Source organism: Paenibacillus sp. FSL K6-2393 (assembly GCF_038002545.1).
In the GTDB taxonomy this organism is placed as follows: domain Bacteria; phylum Bacillota; class Bacilli; order Paenibacillales; family Paenibacillaceae; genus Paenibacillus.
In genome coordinates, this window is record NZ_JBBOCU010000001.1 from 1,172,635 (window position 1) to 1,193,278 (window position 20,644).

The following is a 20,644-nucleotide window of genomic DNA, read 5'->3' on the forward strand; positions in this document are numbered from 1 at the left end:
TACAAATTGTCCATATCGGGCAGGAATGCACAAGATGTGACAAATGGGGGTTTTTCCAGCGCTTTCATGGTATAATATGTTCCGAGCAACAGCCTAACTTCAGTAGAAAGAAGGTTTATGCATTGGCTAAACGTGTTAAAGAACCGAAGCCGGATTGGATTCGGATCAAATTGACAACCGGCGATAACTATCAGGAAATGAAAACGATGATGCGTTCCAAAACGCTGCATACGGTATGTGAGGAAGCGCGGTGTCCGAATATTTATGAATGCTGGGCCAATCGAACGGCCACTTTTATGATTTTGGGCGATATTTGCACAAGGGCATGCCGTTTTTGCGCGGTGAATACAGGCTTGCCAACGGAGCTTGATTTGCAGGAACCAGAACGTGTGGCTGAAGCAGCAGAGCAGATGAATCTGCAACACTGCGTAATTACAAGTGTAGCCCGTGACGATCTGAAAGACGGGGGAGCTACGATCTTTGCAGAGACGGTAAAGGCCGTACGGCGGCGGTTGCCATTGTGCAGCGTTGAAGTACTCATTCCAGACTTTCTGGGCGATCGGGAATCTTTGCAGATTGTAATGGATGCCAAACCGGACATCCTGAATCACAATATTGAGACGGTTGAGCGGTTGTCAGACAAAGTGCGTGCCAAGGCGAAATATAAACGTTCACTGGAATTGCTTGCTCGTGCCAAAGAAATGCAACCTAACATCCCAACGAAATCAAGCATTATGCTTGGTGTAGGTGAGGAATATAATGAAATTTTATCAACAATGGATGATCTTCGTGCGGTGAACTGTGATATTATGACGATTGGTCAATATTTGCAGCCATCGGAGAAACATCTGTATGTTGAAAAGTATTATCCGCCAGAGGAGTTTGCTGCATTGAAACAGGAAGGATTAAAACGTGGATTCAGCCACGTCGAATCTGGCCCGATGGTACGCAGCTCCTACCATGCGCATGAACAGGTGAAATCGGCTACCAAACATGCTGAACAGGCGGCAACACACGCGTGATGGAGGATACCGGATTGGAAGAAGAAAAAAACACAGAACAGATTCAGGACCAACTTCAGGAACAGATCCAGGAGCCGGTTCAGGAATCGGTTGTTGAGTCAGTTGAAGAAAAGCCCAAAGAACCGGTCATTGTACAGATCGGCGGCAAAAATTATGAAATCGTCCAGAACCACAAAGAAGGCTGGAATCCAGAGGTTTTCCGTGATCGTTACAGTGAAGTGCTGGAGCGTTATGATTATATTATCGGAGACTGGGGTTATAGCCAGTTAAGGTTAAAAGGTTTTTACCGTGATAACCATCCGAAAGCGACAAAGGATTCCACGATCGCCAGTATGGTGGATTATATCAATGAATATTGTAACTTTGGCTGTGCGTACTTTGTGCTTCAGAAGAGCAAAGATCAGCCTCAAGCCAAAGCAAAAAGCGGTTCCTGAGAAGGACCGCTTTTTTGGTGTGTTTATTTTAGTCAAGAAATGCCGTGCGAACCCGGTTCCAGAATGGATAAGGGCGGAAACGCGCGAAACTGACCTTGTGACTGGATACCTGACAACGGACGGAGATCAGATCCTCCACCATCACATTCACATGATCAATGGTCATCAATAACCGCTGATCCTTGCGGGAGAAAATATCACAATGATGATGCTTGGGCAAAATAACCGGTGAACCAAGTGTCCGATAGACCCGGTTATTAATCGATGCAATCTCCGCAATCTGAATGGCCTCGATGGTTGGATGAACCATGGCACCGCCAAGGGCCTTGTTGTATGCGGTGCTGCCTGATGGCGTGGATACACAGATGCCATCCCCACGGAACATCTCAAATGTCACATCGTTAATATCGACCTGGGCCACGACGGTACCGTCTACACCTTTTAACGTAAATTCATTAAGGGCGATGTAAGAGGAATTCCCTGACTTTTTCCGAATCTCAAGCTCCAATAGCGGGTATTGTACAATGCGTGGTTTGAGACGTTCCGGATCTCCTTTGCCACTCATCAGCCTGACTAACTCGCGTAATTCTTCCTTCTTCCAATCGGCGTAAAAACCGAGATGGCCTGTATGAACCCCAACAAAAGCAATATCCGGAATGCGGTCGATGAAATTGTGAAATGCCTGTAGCATCGTACCATCGCCCCCGATGGAGATAACAATCTCCGGCGATTCTGCATCCAGCTTGAACCCTTCTTCCTTCGCCAGCGCATGAAACTGCTGACTGAGATCAATCGATAACTGGTCTCCGCGGTCTTGAACATAGTATCTCAAGATGAAAGCTCCTTTGTGGTCATTATACTACCGATGATAATCAATTCCGCGAAAGAACACAACGTTTGGGCGCATATTCCGTTAAATATAGATGAATCGTTCACTTATTTTTGGCATGTCGTCTAGGCTTGAGAATGGAACTTAATATCGCAAGGAATAACAACAACACGATGAGGCTTACAAAAACAATCATTCCGGACAAAAAGATCAGTCCCCAGTCCGGTGTATATGTTGATAACGATGGGATGAAACCGGGCTCCATGAGAACGGGTGAAGAGGAACGCCCCATCATGGGTGTCCATAACAGCAGGACCAGCACAGGTGCGATTAGCGCATGAATCGCTCTGGCAAATAGAAATGGACCGTATCTCATGGGTGTGTTGCTAAGAACACTCATAATCTGTGCATGGACGGAAAATCCGCCCCAGGAGAGAACAAAGGCTGCTGCTGCTACTTTATAGACGAGTGGGATGGATGCCCCGGCACTCCCAGCCTCTTTGTTCCCCAGCGTTACTTCAAACAGCCCACCGACCAAGCTAGGAGATAAGGATGGAGGCAGTCCGCTATGTCGTAACAATTGCTCGGTTATCCCGTATAATCCGCCAAGCCAACCGGTCTGTACAAGCAGCTCCATCATGACCGAGAAGAATACAACCAGCCCTCCTACGATAATAATAAGGCGAAGGGATGAGGAGACTGCCTGGCGCAGCAGTTCACCGAATTCCCGTCCGTCAGCCTTTCTGGCTTCATGCATCGCATAGATGGCCCGTACCAGTCTGTTTCGAGGTGTCTCCTCCGATGGAGATGCAGAAGAGATGTCTGGCTGTGAGCCTTTTGCTGTACCCCCGTGAAAACGCATGAGCATACCCACCAGAAAAGCTGCAGCGTAATGGCTCGCAACCAATACTGGAGCGATGGCGACATTATGGAAGAACCCAACCGATACGGCTCCAATCATAAAGATCGGATCGGATGATGTCGTGAAGGCAACGAGCCGTTCTCCTTCTTCCCGGGTAACCAGCTTTTGTTCCCATAACTGAGCGGTCAGTTTTGCCCCTGTAGGATAACCGGATGCACAGCTTACGGCAAATACAAAACCACCGCTTCCGGGAACACGAAACAATGGACGCATCAGTGGATTCAGTAAGGTACCTAGAAAATGAACAATGCCAAAGCCGAGCAGCAGCTCGGACAGCACCAAAAAAGGAAAAAGGGAGGGAAACAATACGTCCCACCAGATGGACAGTCCGCGTACACCTGCATGCCAGGTTTCCGCTGGATACAAGACCATTAACACACAAAGGATCAGGAGAGCGAGTGTGACCAGGACATGGGTGAGTCGTTGTGAAGCAGCCATGAATTCTTCTCCTTTATTTTTGGAATGGTCGGTGTGCGGAAGTCTGTGATGTCTATTGCCATCAATATATGAAAAAAAGTGGACAAACAGTACAAAATTATACGTAGAAAGCGCTTGCAAAAGTGGCTGTGTTTTTGAGTGATGTATGCTAAAATGAGAAAAACGCCTGAACGTCACCTAATTGTCTCCAAGGTGGAATTCAATTCGGATGGAGTGATGATCATGAGTCTTGTCACCGGAATCCTGGTCTGTGCTTTTGTATATGTGATACGTGCCTCGCTGGTACGCTCTGAGGAAGAGGACTGGCGGAGTTATTAATGGAATATCTAGTGCGCCAACCTATGCGGTTGGCGCTTTTTTTTTGTGTTATGTTTTGAAGAAGTCCTATATACAGATGGCAGGTTACATGTGCTGATGATTTCATGTTATATAGGACTTTTTGGTTTTTTTTGATAGAATGGAGATAAAGGCTTTTGGGGCCTGGATATTGTTACTGTTTTCACAATGTTCACGGAACGTGTAATATATGGCAAAATTCGACATCAGAAAGGGGAATCAGACGAATGAATCCCAGTTTGAGTATTTATGACAATCTTGGCGGTGAGAAAGGTGTTCGCGCACTGGTCGAGGCTTTCTATCCGATCGTTCAGCAGAATGAGCAGCTGGCTCCGCTTTTCCCGGAAGATATTCAGCCGGTCATCGACAAGCAGTATATGTTTTTGTCTCAGTTTTTTGGAGGACCAGGGCTGTTTTCCGAGGCGTTTGGACACCCGATGATGCGTGCCCGTCATATGCATTTTGAAGTGACGGTTGAACGGGCTGAGGCGTGGCTTGCGTGTATGGACCAAGCCTTAACACAGATCGGTGTGGAGGAGCCCTTGCATTCATTTATCCTGCAGCGTTTATCTGGGCCTGCACATCATTTTGTGAATACACCGTAGTTCCGAATATGATTATAAGCGTACGGGAGAGGGATGGAAGAGATTGGAATTAGAGCCGCTATATAAGGTGAAGGTGACCTGTCATTATTGCGAAACCGAGTATGAAACCTCTCGGGTAAGACCGAGTTTGAAAAGGCCCTACCGGACGGATTCGGATTTTTGTGCGTACTACAAGCTGGAGAATCCAGATTTTTATGTGGTTCGCATCTGTCCGCAGTGCGGGTTTGCCTCCACGGAGAACGCAACGGAGCATTTGAATGATGCTCAGCGCAAGGCTTTTAAGGAACAGGTCGGTAATCGCTGGGTAAAACGTGATTATAGTGGAGCACGGACACTGGACCAGGCGCTGGCTACGTACAAGCTTGCTTTGTTATGCGCACAGGTTATCCAGGAGAAAGATCGTGTCGTCGCTGGTCTGTTGCATCATATAGCTTGGTTGTATCGTTATATGGAAGACCATGCACAGGAACATCGTTTTCTTGAATTTAGCCTTGAAGCCTATGTGAAGGTGTTCGAACGTGAAGGAACGGGTGGCAATGAAGCCAAACTGTTGTATTTGCTCGGGGAATTGAACCGTAGGGTAGGACGGTTTAATGAAGCAGTGCAATGGTTCAGCAAGGTCATTCATGACAAGCGGATCACTGATGCGGCCATGATTCGTGCTTCAAGGGAACAGTGGGCTGTGCTGCGTGAGCAGATGATCTCAAGTAAGTTGGAACTCCCTGAAGAGATGCTGGAAACAGACAAAGAGGCTGCGAAGCGCAGCCCCCTCTAAGTTGATCTTGCATTAGTTACGGACAGGACGGTTGGATAACAAATAGTCACTGTCGTTGTCGATCACGGTCATGCTTGTATTACAGCAGGGAAAGACCAGTAATTTCTTTTTGCCTTCGCGAATGAGCACAAGCTCTTTTGGTTTGAGGGGGAGCAGCACGTTGCTTGCATGACAGTAGGGACATTGCTGTACATAGATGTCTCCCATCACAATATCGTAAGGCCAGCTGTTCTCAAATGGAATCATTCTTGTTCGCCTTCTGGTGCGGAAGGTTTGGAGGATTCTTGTTTGGCGAGTTCCGCAATCTTCTGCATCAGGATATGTTGGGGCATGTGCATCAGGTGCTCCAAAGGTACGCCCAGGGATTCTGCTAATTTGACGGCTGTATCAGCCGATACTTGTAAAGGTTTCATACGTTTACCTCCTGAAAGTTGCTATAAGTATTTCTCTAGTATAGAGATACAGCACACAGAAAACCAGTTTTTAATTCAATCCTAACCATCCAATTTATAGAGAGAGGTGCCTTATTAAATGAAAACGCCATTACACCCCGTATGGGATCTGGAGTCCATTTTTAGTGGAGGTTCTTCCTCCGAGACATTTGCTGCGTATCTGATTGAACTGGAAGAGGATGTACGTAAACTGCAACATCTGTTGAACGAAACAGCTGCACCGACTTCATTAGAAGAGACGGCTGCATTTGATCCGATTTTGGAACTGCTACAAAGCTGTTATATGCGCGTATCGGAAGGTTCTGCGTTTGTAGGTTGTCTCTCATCGCAAAACCAGAAGGACAAAAAGGCAACGCAGCTTCAGGGCGCCATCAGTTCTATTGCTGCAATGCTGAACGGCAGCAAATCAAAGTTTGATAATACACTTAGTCAGACATCGGATTCGGTGTGGGATGCATGGATCGCTCGGGAAGATATTAAGCCGATGGCATTTGTATTAAACGAGAGTCGTACGCTGGCTCGTGAGAAGCTGTCGCCTGAACTGGAAGGACTTGCTCTGGATCTGGGTGTGGATGGTTACCATGGTTGGGGCAAATTCTATAACACGATTGTCAGCAAGGTGAACATTCCATTTGAGCAAGATGGGGAAACGGTGATGCTCTCCGCAGGACAGGCTGCCAACAAGCTGAGCGATAGTGATCGAAATGTACGCGAGACGGTATTCGCAAACTGGGAACAGGCTTGGACCGATGTCGAAGATTTCTGCGCTGACACGCTGAACCACCTCGCAGGATTCCGTCTGAAGTTATATGAGAAACGTGGCTGGGATGATATCCTCAAAGAACCGCTGACCATCAACCGGATGTCACGTCAGACACTGGATACGATGTGGGATGTGATTAACGGTGCCAAACCTGCGCTTGTTCAATATCTGGAGCGCAAGGCAGAACTGCTGGGAGTAGACAAGCTCAGCTGGAGCGACGTAGATGCACCTGTAGGTAAATCGAGTGGCAAAATCACTTACGATGAGGCAGCCATCAATATTGTTGAACAGTTTGCCAAGTTCAGTCCTAAACTTTCTTCGTTTGCAGAGATGGCTTTTGAGAAACGCTGGATCGAAGCAGAAGACCGTCCTGGCAAGCGTCCAGGCGGATTCTGTACGTCTTTGCCACTTAGCAAAGCAACCCGGATTTTCATGACCTTCTCCGGGACACCATCTAATGTGTCGACTCTTGCGCATGAACTTGGTCATGGATATCATCAACACATTATGGAAGAGCTGCCTGCATTGAATCAACGTTATGCGATGAATGTGGCTGAGACAGCATCCACGTTTGCTGAACTGATTGTAGCAGATGCCCTGGTGCAGGCGGCAACAGATGAGCAAGAGAAGCTGGCTTTGCTGGAAGACAAGATACAGCGAAGTGTGGCTTTCTTTATGAACATCCATGCCCGGTTCCTGTTTGAGAATCGTTTCTATGAACAACGCAAAAAAGGTCTGGTCAACGCGGATGAATTATCCAAATTAATGGTGGAGGCGCAGCAGGAAGCGTTCTGCGGTGTACTTGCATCAGATCATCCTCATTTCTGGGCATCCAAACTGCATTTCTATCTGACTGGTGTGCCATTCTATAATTTCCCATACACGTTCGGTTATATGTTCAGTGCGGGAATCTATGCAAGAGCGCAGCAGGAAGGTACAGCATTTGCAGATAAATACGATGATTTGTTGCGGGATACAGGGCGTATGACGGTCGAAGAACTTGCTCAGAAACATCTGGGTACGGACCTGACACAACCGGAATTCTGGCAAAATGCTGCGGACTTGGTTATTGCCGATATTGAGCAGTTTCTACAGATGACGGCGACCGAAAAATAGGTTGAATATATATGAAAGAGGCTGCAATCCCCTGTTAACAGACACGGGATTGCAGCCTCTTTTTGTACTGAGTCCTCATTTTCGATTCTCGAAGATTTTGTCGTAATTGAGTGAAAAAGCTCAGTTTAAGGGAGTGGAATGGCAATTAATTGTGCAAATAATAGTTAGAAATACCCAACTTTGACTTTGTTTGTTGAATGAGCACATATGATGTCATATAATGAGTCGTAAGTCCTTGATGTATAGGACTATAAGCATATAAGGAGAGTGTTAATATGAAAATTGATGAGCTTTCATTAGCGAGGCAGTTGGATCTGGTATTCAAAGAACTTGATCATGAGTTATCAGGGTTAGATTCAGGGGTAGTTTTTGTGCAAATACGAAACAACGTAATTGGGAAATTCGGTATTCGACATAATCCGATAGCTGGACGAGATGGGCAGATGGATGTGGAGGAAGGGGGGCTAAACAAAACCCAGAGAACTTCTTTCCGGGCAATGGCACTGGAGACGTTGAAATTCAAACGAAATTGGACGCATGGCGAGATATCATACGACTTCACAGTAAGACAAGGTATGATTTTGGTAGATGCAACAATGGAGTCTAATTACAATATGGCAAGCCTGATGATTCGTTACCCTAGAACCAATACATACAAGGATTCAGATATGGAGTCGACCTCCTAATTAGTTGCACAAGAGAAAGCGGCACTTCCGAAGAAGGCCGCTTTTACTTTTGGATTCTGCTTAGGCTCAAGCAATAATTACGAGCTTACGAACGACCCGATAATTGCTGCTCAGCGATTTGCACCAGACGTTTAGTGATGTATCCACCCAGAGAACCTGTCTCACGGGAAGTATAGTTACCGTAGTAACCATCTTGTGGAATAGTTACACCCAGCTCTTGAGCAGCTTCAATTTTCAATTGTTGCAATGCTGCTGTTGCTTGGGGAACGACCAGGTTATTGGAGCGGCTACCGCTACCTTGGTTTTGACTTCCGTACATATGTGTCACCTCCTTATGGGTTGGTGATGTTAGTATGGTTAGAGAATAAGGAAATATACATGATATGGCGTAAGGAAAAATATGGATAACTATCAGTGCACAGGACACATAAAAAAGCCGACCCAATGCGGGTCGGCAAGTTGTATTTGGATATCCAAATATATGGTGATAGCGTAAAAGCAAAATAGAGGAGGATCAGCTCGTTTAGTCTGTAGGAGGTATAACCTCAATACGTGTAAATAACTCAACAGGCTGTTCCGGTTCCAAGCGGATCAACCCGGTTTGTTCATCCGATAAAGCCAAATTAGGTGCATCCGGGAGCCAAGTGTACGGTTCAATGCACAAAAACTGATCGGATTCACCTTTGGTAAAGAGAACCCAATGTTTGAAAAATGCTTCATCTGCTGAATATTTCAATGTATATCCATCTTGCCTGCGTAAGTAAGCGGTAGCCGGTTCACCTTCGGTAGCTTTCAACAGGGTATCCCAGTTACGTCCCTGCAAATTGATGCCTTCGTTAAGAGCAGACCATTCACCCAGGGACTCCAGTTCACCTGTCGGTAGTTGTTCTTCATTCTGTCCGTATATTCCGGAAACAGGCAGTTGCAGTGTCCAGTCGGCAGGTTTGCCGTCTAACAAAAACCATGTATGATATCCCATACCAAAAGGAGCAGGTGTTGAGCTCAGATTGGTGACTCGCAGACGCTGGCTAAATACAGCGTTTTGCAGACTGAACGTCATCTCAAGTTTCAGGGGAATCGGGAATTGAGCCATCCAATGCTCTTCATTTTCGGTCAGTAATTCAGTCGTAATTGCACAGCCGTCTTCATCTTCCTCAATGTCACTGACACACCAGGATTGGGTACGGTGGAGGCCGTGAATATGGTTGTCATTCGCCGTGTTCTGATCGAACTGGTAACGAACGCCTTCATATTCGAATTGTCCACGATGGATGCGCCCTGGTGGAATCAGGAGAGGAACGCCAAAATGGTACGGCTTCTGCAGATAAAAGGCAAGATCGTCTTCATCCGGACGGCGGACGACATCTCTGTCCTGCACTAAATCGCGAATAGAAATAATATTATTTCCAAGACGCGGCAGCAGGGTGATTTCCAATTCACGGCTATGTAGGATATACGTGTCGTAACCATTCCATTGGCCTTTGGTCACTTGTTTCATATCGATGCTCCTTTTCCCACTTGAAATCTGTCTGCAAGCAGTTGTGATGAAGCTACTGCTGCAGGCGTGTCGTTGTGTACATGCCAGCTATTTCCTGCGCTATTTCGTGTGAAGCAGGCAACAGGATAAGCAATTCCATCATAACAGATTTTGATGTCTCGGGTAAAAAAGTTCAACTCATTTTGACATTCGCGCCTGTGCGCATTAAGATGGAACTCTGAAAGCATTTATTAGAATTGAATGACATGAAATCGATGACAGGGATAAGTAGGCCAAGAGAATCCTCTTCAGAAAGCCGGTGGTTGATGCGAACCGGTGTGAGCTCTTAACCGAATGGACCCTTGAGTGTAGGTTTGAACAGGTTAAGCCAGAGATGGGCTTGCCCCACTAGAGTCTGCCGTATAATCCACGTTACGGAACAATGAAGGCATTTCTTCGGCTTGACTTGATTCAGGGTCAGGAGCAATGGAAGAAAAGCGAATAAGGGTGGCACCACGGTCTCACGTCCCTTGCGGATGTGGGGCCTTTTTGCGTTCGCAGAGAATGGCAGGAGTTTTTTTATATACAATCAGGGAGGCGTTATGTGCAATGAAAACAGTACTTTCAGGTATTCAGCCAAGCGGTAAGCTCACATTGGGCAACTATATTGGTGCAATCAAAAATTTTGTAAAACTCCAGCATGACTATCAATGTCATTTCATGGTAGTTGATCTTCATGCCATCACCGTGGCTCAGGAGCCAGCAGCATTGCGTGAACAGTCGGAAGCGGTAGCTGCACTGTTTATTGCAGCAGGTATTGATCCGTCGAAATCTAACGTATTTCTGCAATCCCATGTACCGCAGCACGCGGAATTGGGCTGGTTGATGACAACGCTGACCTCCATGGGTGAGCTTGAACGAATGACTCAGTTTAAGGATAAATCATCTGGTAAAGATTCCGTTGGTGCCGGACTGTTCGTGTATCCATCATTAATGGCGGCGGATATTTTGTTATACAATGCTGACCTTGTACCAGTAGGTGAGGATCAGAAGCAGCATCTGGAACTGACACGTGATCTGGCAGGACGTTTTAACCACCGTTATGGGGAGTACTTTACCATTCCAGATCCGTATATCCCACAGGTAGGTGCTCGGGTAATGTCACTAGATGATGCCTCTTCGAAAATGAGCAAAAGTAACCCTAACGCTGGCAGCTATATTGCCCTGCTGGATCCGCCGGATGTGATTCGCAAAAAAATCAGCCGAGCCACTACAGATTCGGGCCGTGAAGTCGTATATGATCCGGCAAACAAACCGGAAGTTAGCAATCTGATGAGTATCTACGCTGAATGTGCAGGTATGACGCTTAAAGAAGTAGCTGAGCGTTATGAAGGCAAGATGTACGGTCCATTCAAAAAGGAACTGGCTGAAGTGGTTGTATCTGTGATTGAACCGCTACAACAACGATATAATGAGATTCGTGAATCTGGCGAATTGGCGGATGTTCTGGATACGTCAGCCCGTCGTGCAGAAGAAGTTGCTGCTCAAACGTTGGATGCAGTGAAAGAACGTATGGGATTTGTTCCGAGACGTAAACAGTAGTGCTGAACAAGATCTTCATATTTCATGGAATGAATAGTTAACATGAATAAAGAGGAGCCCTATTGAAGGACTCCTCTTTATTTGTGCGTTCATTATTGAACTATCAAATGACCTGCTCAAGAAGTGGGCTCAGAAGCAGCCGAGCGAACTTCCTGACGTTCTTTTTTGGCACGAATCACAAATCCCCAGCCAATGTTGGAAATGGACAGGACAAACATCAGTGCAGCAAACCAACCGGAGTAGGAGATCATAATTGCTGAAACCGTTAACAAAATAATCGAAGAGAATGCGAACCATAAGGATAAGCCTTTACTCATTGGGAAAAACCTCCATCTACAAATTTAGTAAAACTCCGTATAACCTGTAGCCTAAGAGCCATAATAATCTTGCAAGCTTGCAATTACATTACAGACACAGATTGAAGGGAGATTATAAATATGGCTCAAGGATCTCGTTCTAACAACTTGGTGGTACCTCAGGCAAATTCAGCACTGCAACAATTGAAAATCGAGGCTGCACAGGAACTGGGTGTAACTATCCCACAAGACGGTTACTATGGTAACTACACTTCCCGTGAAACAGGATCTTTGGGTGGATATATCACCAAACGTCTGGTACAAATCGCTGAGCAGTCTCTGGCTGGGTCTGGCAAATAATTTATTTTAACCAACAGCAACAAAACAGGATAAACAGAAAGCCCGGAGCGGAAACGCTCCGGGCTTTCTCGCGTATCAGTTCCTATGTCTGATTGTGCCTTGCCATGCTCACTTCGTCAAGGGCGTGCAGATAAAAGTTTTTTATCCATTTTCTCATCGCTTAACCAGCCTACATACGTATCAATCGTTTCAAAATTCCGATCCATCACAATTACAGCGACAAATGGATATTGTTTCCGGTGTCGATAACGTACATCTGCCCAGCGGACCTTGTAACCGGCAGGCAGTTCTTCAACCTCTGCCACCGCATAGGAGGTGAAATAGAGGAAGGCACTGACTTCCGGTGATTTGCGTGAAGCAGCAACGGCCGCATGAGTAGAAGACGAGGCGTGCAGACTCCATACCAGGTTAGAACCATCCATTTTACCGATCACATAACTGCCGTCCTCAACTCGTTTAACCACATGCCAGCGGTTCCAGGATATCGTTGGAATGACGATGTATCTTGCCTGCTCTGGGCTGTTGTCGAGACGTCTTACTTTTCTGACTGCTTGTGCACGAGCAATCGTTCGCCATATATAATATAAACCGGTCAAACTATACAACGTAACGAAGAGTGGTGCAGGGGCGATCAGATCAAAGGCCCATAACAGGATAGCTATGACATGTGTAGTGAATAGAAACGGATCAAAAATATGAATGATGTTCCAGGCGATCCAGCGTTCCGTAAAAGGCCGGGCGGCTTGGGTTCCATAGGTGTTGAACAGATCGGTGAATACGTGAAAGCCTACGGCCACAGCGGTCCACGTGGCAACGTGTCCAATAGGGACACCAGGGAATATCAATGCAATGACGCCGGTGATGAGCAAAACCCATAACAGGAGAAATGGCAGAGAGTGTGACAAGCCCCGATGATTCCGAATGTAAAGCGAATTGCTTTTGAGACGTAACGCAGTATCGATGTCTGGGGCCTGAGAACCGGCGATCGTGCCAACCATTACCGCAGCTGCAAGCATGGGACTAGCCGCGACAACAGGATCGACATAAGCCAGACCGGCTAGACCAATCCCCATGACAAAATGTGTAGAGGTATCCATAAACGTCTCCTTTGTGTGGTGTATCGTTCTAAGGCATATTACTTCTCTATCTAGGTGATACCCATATATAGTGTATAATATCCGTCTGTCAGGATGCAAAACATCCCTAATTTCAAAGTTATGACAATTACCTGTGACATACCCAATAAATGTACGTAGTTTGTCAAACTATTTTGGCAGTTCCTATGATAAACTTTATATCGGATACAGTGAGAAAAATCGCCAGAGAACGTACGATACTATTCGAATGATATACAACGCTAAAATAATTTATGGGCATTGTTCCTTTTAACCGTTACAATAATATAGAATCTCATAAAAAGTAGGTTTCTTTGAATACATATGTCACAGTAGATGGATGGAGCGAAACAAACGTGATTTTAGGTTCACATATGTATGCGTATTCATAAGAGAAGATACAGAAGGGACGAGGAAGATGCTGAAAAAGTACAAATGGACATGGATGCTGCTCGGGCTCGCACTGATAATGGCTGTGTATCTGATGTGGGGCACCGTATTTGCCAGTAAGGAAAAATTACCCGAGATTCGTGAAATCCAATCCTTTTCTATGGAAAATGTAGATGGCAGTACGGTATCACTGGAGGATACGCAAGGGAAAGTTCGATTGTTCTACTTTTATTTCACCAGTTGTCCGGATGTCTGCCCGATTACGACCTTTACGTTATCTCAGGTGCAGGATCTGTTGAAAGAGGACGACACCTTCGGTAAAGATGTCTCATTTGTCTCTATTTCATTCGACCCGAAAGTCGATACAAGAGAGAAGATTAAGACGTTTGCGGACCGCTTCCACGCGGATTATTCCGGATGGTATTTCTTGCGAGGGGATATGGACAAAACCAAACAGTTCGCCAGGGATTCATTCCAGATCCTGATCGAAGGGGAGAATAAGGACGATTTTGCCCATATGAACATGATCGGGTTGGTGGATGAGAATAACCAGCTGCGCAAGGTATATAACGCATTTAATACAGAGGACGTTGTGCCGGCTGTCATTGCCGAGGATATTCGCAATCTGATCAACGAATAATCATCTGATCATCATACTGTAAAGGCTGCCTTCAGGTTGGATATCAACCCAAAGGCAGCCTTTTGGTATTTCATTTTAATAGGAAGGATGTTCAGGGTATTGGATGTATGTCTCTAACCCGGCCTTTTCCAGCTGGGCAATGATATACTCATCAGGTGTTCCTTCCACACCCGCATATCCTCGTCGTGTATACATCTGTACTGCATCCGGGAAAGCATCCCGAAGTACACCTCTAATTTTTTTGCCGGAACTGTCATTATCCATAAATAAAAAGACTTCATCGTAACCGACTTGCTTGCGCAGGGTCTCCAACTTGAGGGAATTAAGTGTTCCAAACGTACATAGAATGTTGATTTCGGGTCCAACCAAACGTTTCAGTTTGCTTCGGTCATTCTTACCTTCCACAATGACATGAATAGGCATGATATTCACCTCTTGTTCGAGAGCTTATGTCGACATTCCCCGGGAAATGTTGCAGCGAAAATCGACTGATTATATAAAATGGACTCCTTTCTTTACACTGTTCACCACGCGGATAGGAGCGCCTCTGATTTCTAAATTCTTTTCACGTACCTCAGGGTTTAATTTCTGGTCAGGAGTGGCCGTTACGGTTACGGATCGTTCATTCGATCGCTGTTGTCTCCAAATTTCTGATTAATTTTTTATAGGTTGAAATATGGAGACAAAGGCGAACGCTATCGCTTCTTCAAAATCGATTCCGTCCCCTTCACTACTTCCAATGATCATCCATACCCGATGACGGTATTCAAGAAAAAAATGAAATCTTAAAGACAGCGCTGATGATCCCTAGGCCGCTCCGTTCGTGTGTAAAACGTTAGTCCATTTTATATAGTTTAGCTGTAAATGGGGGAATGATGCAAAGCTAATGAAAATACTGGCCTAATTGATGCCATAACGGTAAGGAGACAGAGACTGATCGGAATTTAGTTTAATATAGTTTTGGGATCGGCAAGGGAAGCTTCACCTCTGCTTGTATAGTATGGAAGCAGTAGCATACCAATCATTAACAAAAGAAACGCGATGAAATAGGGTGATACCCCAACACGAAGTTGCCCGGCTGTGATGGGGCCGATGAAAGAGCCTATGGAAGTGGCGATGGATTGCAGCGAGAATATGCGGCCTAATCTGCTTCCTCCGCTCAGACGGATAAATAGGGTAGCCATAGCTGGAAAGATAATGCCTTTGGACATCCCGAGTACAAATAATACGGTAGACAACGGGATTTGCGGAATGGCGGCCATTACAAAAAAACACAAGGACATCAACAGCACACCCGCAACCAGACGCAGTTTGGGGGAATACCGATTGAGAAATAACATGCTCAGTGTGAAGAGAGCTCCGATACTGATTACGGAAAATAACAGGCCGGTAGACATGATGGACGAATGCCCTCCTCCTCGAAGGGGCAACTCGAAGAAGAGAATCCCTTGAGCACAGGCAATCACCAGCGGCAAGGCAAAGTATCGCCAGGACACCGGCAGGAATGCACTTGTGGCATCTGCTGGTGAAACGTCAGGTTTGGCAGGTTCAGTTACTCTCTCATGCTGCTTGATGATGCCACGGGGCATCGTCATGAAAGCAATGACACCTGTGAGAATAAGCAGATAGCCCAATCCTGAAAATGTAGCAGAGAATCCCATGGAACCCACAATGATCGCACCGGCTGCGGGAGATACCACAGACGCAAGGGTATGTACTACCCCGTGACCTGACATATACTTCCCCTGTTTCACCGGATCGCTGGATAACTGTGCAAGCAGGGCGAGACATGCAGGAGACAGGAAGGCCAGCACAAAACCGCTGATGGAACGCAGCGCCAGCAGTTGCCATGGTGTCTGGACATAGGCTTGTAAGAGCAGGATCAATCCTGCTCCGAGCAGACTGAATACAATGTAGCGGCGACTGCCATGTTTATCGATTTGTGTTCCAGCAATCAGATTGCCAGGAAGATGCGTTAAGGAATAAATGCCCATCATCCAGCCAATGAAAGTAGGGGCGGCTCCCAGCGAGATGGCAAAAGGGGTCAGAATGGGATACTGGGCGTGCAGATCAAATACAGCAAGGAACAAAAACAGGTATAGCCAGATGGCCGTTTTCACATAAGCCCCTCCTTGTTAAGCGATGCATGTTCAAACTACAGGTCTTGAACGTGTTCCCCGTTCGCCCGGCAGAACCTCATGGTACTACTTGTACGCCCGGCGGGACGAACTTAGACCGTTTATTTTTAAGGGAGAGGGCTTAGCTGACAGCAGCTTCGGAAATCATGTATAATATTCGGGAGTGTTACGAATGAATTCTAATACGGAAGGTGTAGTCATGAACATAGAAGTAATCAAAGAGTTTGTGATGCAGAACTGGCTGGTGATCGTGGTTGCATTGATCATATTGTTCTTTGTTCTGAATGTGGTCAAAACCGTATTGAAATGGGCGATTGCCATCATCATTATTGCGGCTCTACTGATATACAGCGGCATCTCCATTGATCAGATCAAACAGACAGTGACAGACGTACAATCCAGCACGATGGACACATTGAAGAAGGAAGCAACCAGCATGATGCTTAAGGAGGCTTCCAAAGCGAAATACGTCAAAGGACAGGATGGAGCGTTCACCATCACAAGTCCCAATGTGGAGATTAAGGGCAGAACTCAATCGGATAAAGTTGATGTGACCTTCCGCGGAATTTCACTTGGCGAATGGAAACTCGACAATGAAACCATACGTACGTTTGTCGAACAGGCACAGGAGAACAAAACAGCACCAGCATCGTAGTAAAGGGGGAATCGGTACGTGCTGCAGAATTGGCTGGACAGCCTGAAGGAATTGAATGGCATCACGATTATGCTGCTGCTGATTGTGGCTGCTTCATTATTGCAGGGTTGGTCCAGAGGGGCTTCGCGTTCAGCAGGCAGACTCTTTGGGTTCCTGATGGATGGCATTATGGCGGTCATTGGTATTCTGTTGTCGATCGGTTTAACATTGTGGCTTGCACCATATGTACAGCAGTGGCTGTCTGAGTATGCTTCTGCCATGCCTAATCGTGAGTTGAACCGGTGGGAACAGATGTATTATACGTTGGTTACGGCGATTGCAGATTTTCCACTAATGCGGTTCGCTGTATTATTTGTATTAAGCTATGGACTCATCCGACTGATTCTCGGGTTTCTCTCTTCATTTATTTTTAGCAGCAGGCAGGGGTCAGCCGAGGAAAGTGCGCCTAAAGGTATGTTTAGTCGGTTGACGGGTGCATTAATTGGCACGATTATAGGCTCCGTCCGCGGAATGATTGTTATTGCGGTCTTGTTCATGATTGTCAGTCTTTATCCCGGGAGCATGTTCAGCCGATATGTGGAAGCATCTCCGATCTATATGCAAGGGGCCAAATCGGTTATCGAACCGTTGTCTGGAACGTTTATCAAGGACAAGCTTCCCGTATTTACGCAGGCTGTGCAGAAGGAACTGGGCGGCATCCTGCAACGCAAATATGAAGTTATCGACCACAATATTCCGACGGACATTGAATCTGCAGCGAGTGAGATTGTTAAAGGCCAATCGACAGATGAAGCCAAAGCAAGAGCACTATACGACTGGGTAGGTTCACGTATTCAGTATGACTATGGTAAAGTGGATGACTATGAGCAAAAGGGCATATGGCATGAACAGAATCCACAGAATACATTTGATACACGCAAAGGCGTATGTATTGATTATGCCCGTCTCTATGCCGTGATGGCCCGTTCACAAGGACTTGAAGTCAAAGTTGTTACAGGACTTGGTTATAACGGCCAGGGAGGGTACGGTCCGCATGCGTGGAATGAGGTGTATTTGAGTGATTCCGAGAGCTGGGTTCCGCTTGACCCAACATGGGCGATCAGTGGAGACTGGTTTAATCCTCCGAATTTTGCCGACACCCATCTAAAGGATCAGTCAGCTTAACATTACAATGGACATGGGTCCGGAATATGACGACGTTGCCAGGTTATCATGCCGCGAAGAATCAGTTTGAGTGGTATGCATCAAGTCATGAAAGAGGTAGGATGGATGAAAAAGCATTCCAATGAGAAGGATGAACTTACAGACAAACGGCGCTTCAGTTACCGAATGAACGTATTTTTCTTCGCTTCCTTTGTTATTTTTAGCGTTATTATTGTACGCTTGGCCTTTTTGCAATTTGTGGAGGGCCCTGAACTTAGTCAGGAAGAAGCAAGTAACATTACCAAGGATGTACCGCTTCCTCCTGTGAGAGGCACGATCTATGATTCTACAGGTGAAGTGAAGCTGGCTTATTCCAAGCCCATTCAGTCTCTCTACCTGACACTGTATAAAAACTATGGGGATGTTGATGGGAAACCGAGTCCTAACATAGGGGAAGTGCAGGATATTGCAACCCGGTTGCATGATGTATTTGAACAGTACAAGCTGAAGGATTCAGAGTCACTTACAGTGGAAAAAATTATTGAAGAGATGGACTTGAACTCCCGCAAAGCGAACGGTTTTATGCCGCGTCTGATCAAGAGTGATCTGTCCGAGGGAGAAGTCGCTTATTTCCTGCAACATAAGGATGAGTTCAAAGGTATTCAGATCGTCGAGGAGAGTGTACGATTCTACGATCCGGATACGGTAGCGGTTCAGACAATCGGTTATCTGAAGAAGTTCAGAAGTTCGAAGTCCTTGGACAAATACAAAGAGGTGGACGAGGCCAATAAAACGCAAACGGATCCGGGCCTGGTGTATACGGAAAATGAATTTGTAGGCTTTGATGGACTGGAACTGCAATATCAGGATGCTCTCCGCGGCAAAAGCGGATATACATCCGTTGATGTTGATTTGCGTAATTTGCCTGAAGGTGTAGCAGGTTCTACACCGCCGCAGAAAGGTTACGACCTGATTTCCAGCATTAACAAGAACGTCCAGGTGAAAACAGAACAGGCCATTCTGGATCAGCTGAGTTGGCTTCATCGAAATCAGGTTTCCGGTCGATTGCATCCCAATGCCAAGACCGGATTTGCGGTTGCGATGGAAGTGGATACGGGGAAAATCGTATCTGCTGCCAGTATGCCAGATTATGATACCAACATCTGGAGAACAGGCAGTATCACAAATGATCAGTATGATGATATCAAATATGTGTATCAAAATGGTACGATTCGTTCATTCCCTCCGGATGACTCTAAAAAGCGAGCTGAATCGATCGTGTTACTCGGTTCCACCATCAAACCGCTTAGTGTCTTGATCGGTTTGAAAGAAGGTTTCTTCACTACCAATACGGTTTATTCGGATAGAGGTTCAACGACCTTTGGTGGGGACAATCGCAGAGTGCAGAACTCATCAGGGCATGTGTATGGTGCAATGTATCCTCGTGATGCGATTCGTCATTCCTCGAACGTATTCATGATTGATGAGATTGGGAAGAAGATGTACTCAAAATACGGTGCGACCGGAATTGACAAATGGGATGAATACATGAAGCAGTTTGGCCTTGGGGTATCTACAGGGGTTGATCTGCCGAATGAATTCCTGGGCATACGGGATTACATGAACGACACGGAAAGCTCGTTGACTCGTCTCGTGTATGGTTCCTTTGGACAGCAGGGAAAATACACAACCATGCAGTTAGCACAGTACACGACAATGCTGGCGAACAAAGGAAAGCGGATGGAGCCACAACTGGTTAGAGAGTTCCGGGATTCGGAAGGCAACGTGGTCGAGAAAGTAAAACCGAAGGTACTCAGCACGGTGGAGTTTAACGATGCCTACTGGAATGAAGTACAACGAGGCATGGCAACCGAGGTATCTGCATTTAGCGGATTCCCTTATGACTTTGCTAGAAAAACAGGAACATCGACACAGGTAGTAGGCGGTAAACTGGTGGATAACGGTGTATTTATCGCCTATGCACCACGTAATAATCCAAAGCTTGCTGTCGCTGTGGTTATCCCCGAAGGGGGCTTTGGATCGAGCAGTGCGGCTCCGGTTGCACGTGCGATCTTCGATGCCTATGACGAGGAATTCGGTCTCGACGGTGTACCGAAAAAAGACAAAAATAAAGATTCAGAATCGGAATCAGGCACACAGTGATGTGAGGCATTGGTTACAGAGGGGACCCTTCGTGGGTCCTCTTTTTTGTTTTTACGTGGAGAATGGATCGTAAGGGTGGACTAATTAGTTGCATTAATATGTAACCATATGAGCTGTACCACGTTTATATAAGGGAAGGGGAAACGCGATCTGGAGAAATGGATAACGTTTATATGTCAGTGTTTACATTGGAATCGGTAGATTGGGTAGTGTAACGGTTCTGTTTACGAAAATGTAACCAAATATTGAAAGACTTGACAGCTAACCTTTGGTAGACTTGTATGAGA

Annotated in this window: 23 protein-coding genes and 1 other annotated feature; of the genes, 13 read left to right on the forward strand and 10 right to left on the reverse strand. The window is 46.1% G+C overall.

Features of this window, described 5'->3' with window-relative positions; translation table 11 throughout:
* Positions 1 to 122: 122 nt before the first annotated feature.
* The gene (gene lipA / locus MHI14_RS05065) at positions 123 to 1,022 is read left to right on the forward strand and encodes a lipoyl synthase (protein ID WP_017692371.1); all 900 of its coding nucleotides are present in this window, start codon (positions 123 to 125) and stop codon (positions 1,020 to 1,022) included.
* Positions 1,023 to 1,036: 14 nt separating this feature from the next.
* Positions 1,037 to 1,456: a YutD family protein gene (locus MHI14_RS05070; protein ID WP_240768331.1), complete on the forward strand. Its 420-nt coding sequence runs from the start codon at positions 1,037 to 1,039 to the stop codon at positions 1,454 to 1,456.
* Positions 1,457 to 1,484: 28 nt separating this feature from the next.
* Here the strand turns inward: MHI14_RS05070 and MHI14_RS05075 are convergent, their stop codons facing one another.
* Positions 1,485 to 2,288, reverse strand: a complete 804-nt coding sequence (locus MHI14_RS05075; protein ID WP_036673293.1) for an NAD kinase — start codon at positions 2,286 to 2,288, stop codon at positions 1,485 to 1,487.
* 100 nt (positions 2,289 to 2,388) lie between these two features.
* Entirely contained in the window at positions 2,389 to 3,645 is a 1,257-nt protein-coding gene (ylbJ, locus tag MHI14_RS05080) for a sporulation integral membrane protein YlbJ (RefSeq protein WP_289390343.1), read from the reverse strand.
* Positions 3,646 to 3,798: 153 nt separating this feature from the next.
* Here ylbJ and MHI14_RS05085 point away from each other — a divergent pair, with 153 nt between their 5' ends.
* From MHI14_RS05085 to MHI14_RS05095, 3 genes are all read left to right on the forward strand, one after another.
* Complete coding sequence (locus tag MHI14_RS05085; RefSeq protein WP_155984997.1) at positions 3,799 to 3,963, forward strand: hypothetical protein; 165 nt, start codon at positions 3,799 to 3,801, stop codon at positions 3,961 to 3,963.
* A gap of 245 nt (positions 3,964 to 4,208) precedes the next feature.
* Positions 4,209 to 4,586 (forward strand): globin domain-containing protein, encoded by a 378-nt coding sequence (locus tag MHI14_RS05090; protein WP_036605723.1) that lies wholly within the window; start codon positions 4,209 to 4,211, stop codon positions 4,584 to 4,586.
* Positions 4,587 to 4,629: 43 nt separating this feature from the next.
* Entirely contained in the window at positions 4,630 to 5,361 is a 732-nt protein-coding gene (locus MHI14_RS05095) for a DUF2225 domain-containing protein (protein WP_091037923.1), read from the forward strand.
* A gap of 12 nt (positions 5,362 to 5,373) precedes the next feature.
* Here the strand turns inward: MHI14_RS05095 and MHI14_RS05100 are convergent, their stop codons facing one another.
* Positions 5,374 to 5,607 (reverse strand): hypothetical protein, encoded by a 234-nt coding sequence (locus MHI14_RS05100; protein WP_091037922.1) that lies wholly within the window; start codon positions 5,605 to 5,607, stop codon positions 5,374 to 5,376.
* Positions 5,604 to 5,774 (reverse strand): YycC family protein, encoded by a 171-nt coding sequence (locus MHI14_RS05105; RefSeq protein WP_091037920.1) that lies wholly within the window; start codon positions 5,772 to 5,774, stop codon positions 5,604 to 5,606. Before MHI14_RS05105 ends, MHI14_RS05100 begins: the two co-directional genes overlap by 4 nt.
* A gap of 118 nt (positions 5,775 to 5,892) precedes the next feature.
* On the opposite strand from MHI14_RS05105, the gene MHI14_RS05110 reads away from it, so the two are divergent.
* Both MHI14_RS05110 and MHI14_RS05115 read left to right on the forward strand, forming a co-directional pair.
* Complete coding sequence (locus MHI14_RS05110; RefSeq protein WP_341129961.1) at positions 5,893 to 7,692, forward strand: M3 family oligoendopeptidase; 1,800 nt, start codon at positions 5,893 to 5,895, stop codon at positions 7,690 to 7,692.
* Between the two features lie 275 nt (positions 7,693 to 7,967).
* Positions 7,968 to 8,378 (forward strand): O-methyltransferase, encoded by a 411-nt coding sequence (locus tag MHI14_RS05115; RefSeq protein ID WP_091037917.1) that lies wholly within the window; start codon positions 7,968 to 7,970, stop codon positions 8,376 to 8,378.
* An 85-nt stretch (positions 8,379 to 8,463) separates the two neighbouring features.
* On the opposite strand, the gene MHI14_RS05120 is transcribed toward MHI14_RS05115, so the two are convergent.
* On the reverse strand, positions 8,464 to 8,697 hold the full coding sequence (locus tag MHI14_RS05120) for an alpha/beta-type small acid-soluble spore protein (protein ID WP_047841310.1): 234 nt from the start codon (positions 8,695 to 8,697) through the stop codon (positions 8,464 to 8,466).
* A 204-nt stretch (positions 8,698 to 8,901) separates the two neighbouring features.
* Complete coding sequence (locus tag MHI14_RS05125) at positions 8,902 to 9,876, reverse strand: aldose 1-epimerase (RefSeq protein ID WP_036673298.1); 975 nt, start codon at positions 9,874 to 9,876, stop codon at positions 8,902 to 8,904.
* 245 nt (positions 9,877 to 10,121) lie between these two features.
* Positions 10,122 to 10,389 (forward strand) — a binding site (T-box leader).
* Between the two features lie 75 nt (positions 10,390 to 10,464).
* Between MHI14_RS05125 and trpS the strand changes: the two genes are divergently transcribed.
* Positions 10,465 to 11,457, forward strand: coding sequence for a tryptophan--tRNA ligase (gene trpS / locus MHI14_RS05130; protein ID WP_036605729.1), 993 nt, complete (start codon positions 10,465 to 10,467; stop codon positions 11,455 to 11,457).
* Positions 11,458 to 11,573: 116 nt separating this feature from the next.
* Here the strand turns inward: trpS and MHI14_RS05135 are convergent, their stop codons facing one another.
* Entirely contained in the window at positions 11,574 to 11,774 is a 201-nt protein-coding gene (locus tag MHI14_RS05135; protein ID WP_341129962.1) for a hypothetical protein, read from the reverse strand.
* 120 nt (positions 11,775 to 11,894) lie between these two features.
* Between MHI14_RS05135 and MHI14_RS05140 the strand changes: the two genes are divergently transcribed.
* Complete coding sequence (locus MHI14_RS05140; RefSeq protein WP_017692386.1) at positions 11,895 to 12,113, forward strand: alpha/beta-type small acid-soluble spore protein; 219 nt, start codon at positions 11,895 to 11,897, stop codon at positions 12,111 to 12,113.
* Positions 12,114 to 12,229: 116 nt separating this feature from the next.
* On the opposite strand, the gene MHI14_RS05145 is transcribed toward MHI14_RS05140, so the two are convergent.
* Positions 12,230 to 13,210: a metal-dependent hydrolase gene (locus tag MHI14_RS05145; RefSeq protein WP_036605731.1), complete on the reverse strand. Its 981-nt coding sequence runs from the start codon at positions 13,208 to 13,210 to the stop codon at positions 12,230 to 12,232.
* A gap of 436 nt (positions 13,211 to 13,646) precedes the next feature.
* Between MHI14_RS05145 and MHI14_RS05150 the strand changes: the two genes are divergently transcribed.
* Positions 13,647 to 14,258, forward strand: a complete 612-nt coding sequence (locus tag MHI14_RS05150) for an SCO family protein (protein WP_091037915.1) — start codon at positions 13,647 to 13,649, stop codon at positions 14,256 to 14,258.
* Positions 14,259 to 14,333: 75 nt separating this feature from the next.
* Here MHI14_RS05150 and MHI14_RS05155 read toward each other — a convergent pair whose 3' ends face one another.
* Entirely contained in the window at positions 14,334 to 14,681 is a 348-nt protein-coding gene (locus MHI14_RS05155) for a toprim domain-containing protein (RefSeq protein WP_036605733.1), read from the reverse strand.
* A gap of 521 nt (positions 14,682 to 15,202) precedes the next feature.
* The gene (locus tag MHI14_RS05160; protein ID WP_341129963.1) at positions 15,203 to 16,378 is read right to left on the reverse strand and encodes an MFS transporter; all 1,176 of its coding nucleotides are present in this window, start codon (positions 16,376 to 16,378) and stop codon (positions 15,203 to 15,205) included.
* A gap of 190 nt (positions 16,379 to 16,568) precedes the next feature.
* Here MHI14_RS05160 and MHI14_RS05165 point away from each other — a divergent pair, with 190 nt between their 5' ends.
* The 3 genes from MHI14_RS05165 to MHI14_RS05175 all read left to right on the forward strand — a co-directional run bounded on the left by MHI14_RS05165 (position 16,569) and on the right by MHI14_RS05175 (position 20,357).
* Positions 16,569 to 17,051 (forward strand): ATPase, encoded by a 483-nt coding sequence (locus MHI14_RS05165; RefSeq protein ID WP_174806458.1) that lies wholly within the window; start codon positions 16,569 to 16,571, stop codon positions 17,049 to 17,051.
* Between the two features lie 18 nt (positions 17,052 to 17,069).
* Positions 17,070 to 18,215 carry a transglutaminase domain-containing protein gene (locus tag MHI14_RS05170; protein ID WP_249912814.1) on the forward strand — a complete coding sequence of 382 codons (1,146 nt, stop codon included), beginning with the start codon at positions 17,070 to 17,072 and terminating at the stop codon, positions 18,213 to 18,215.
* Between the two features lie 105 nt (positions 18,216 to 18,320).
* Positions 18,321 to 20,357, forward strand: a complete 2,037-nt coding sequence (locus MHI14_RS05175) for a peptidoglycan D,D-transpeptidase FtsI family protein (RefSeq protein ID WP_091037911.1) — start codon at positions 18,321 to 18,323, stop codon at positions 20,355 to 20,357.
* Positions 20,358 to 20,644: the final 287 nt, after the last annotated feature.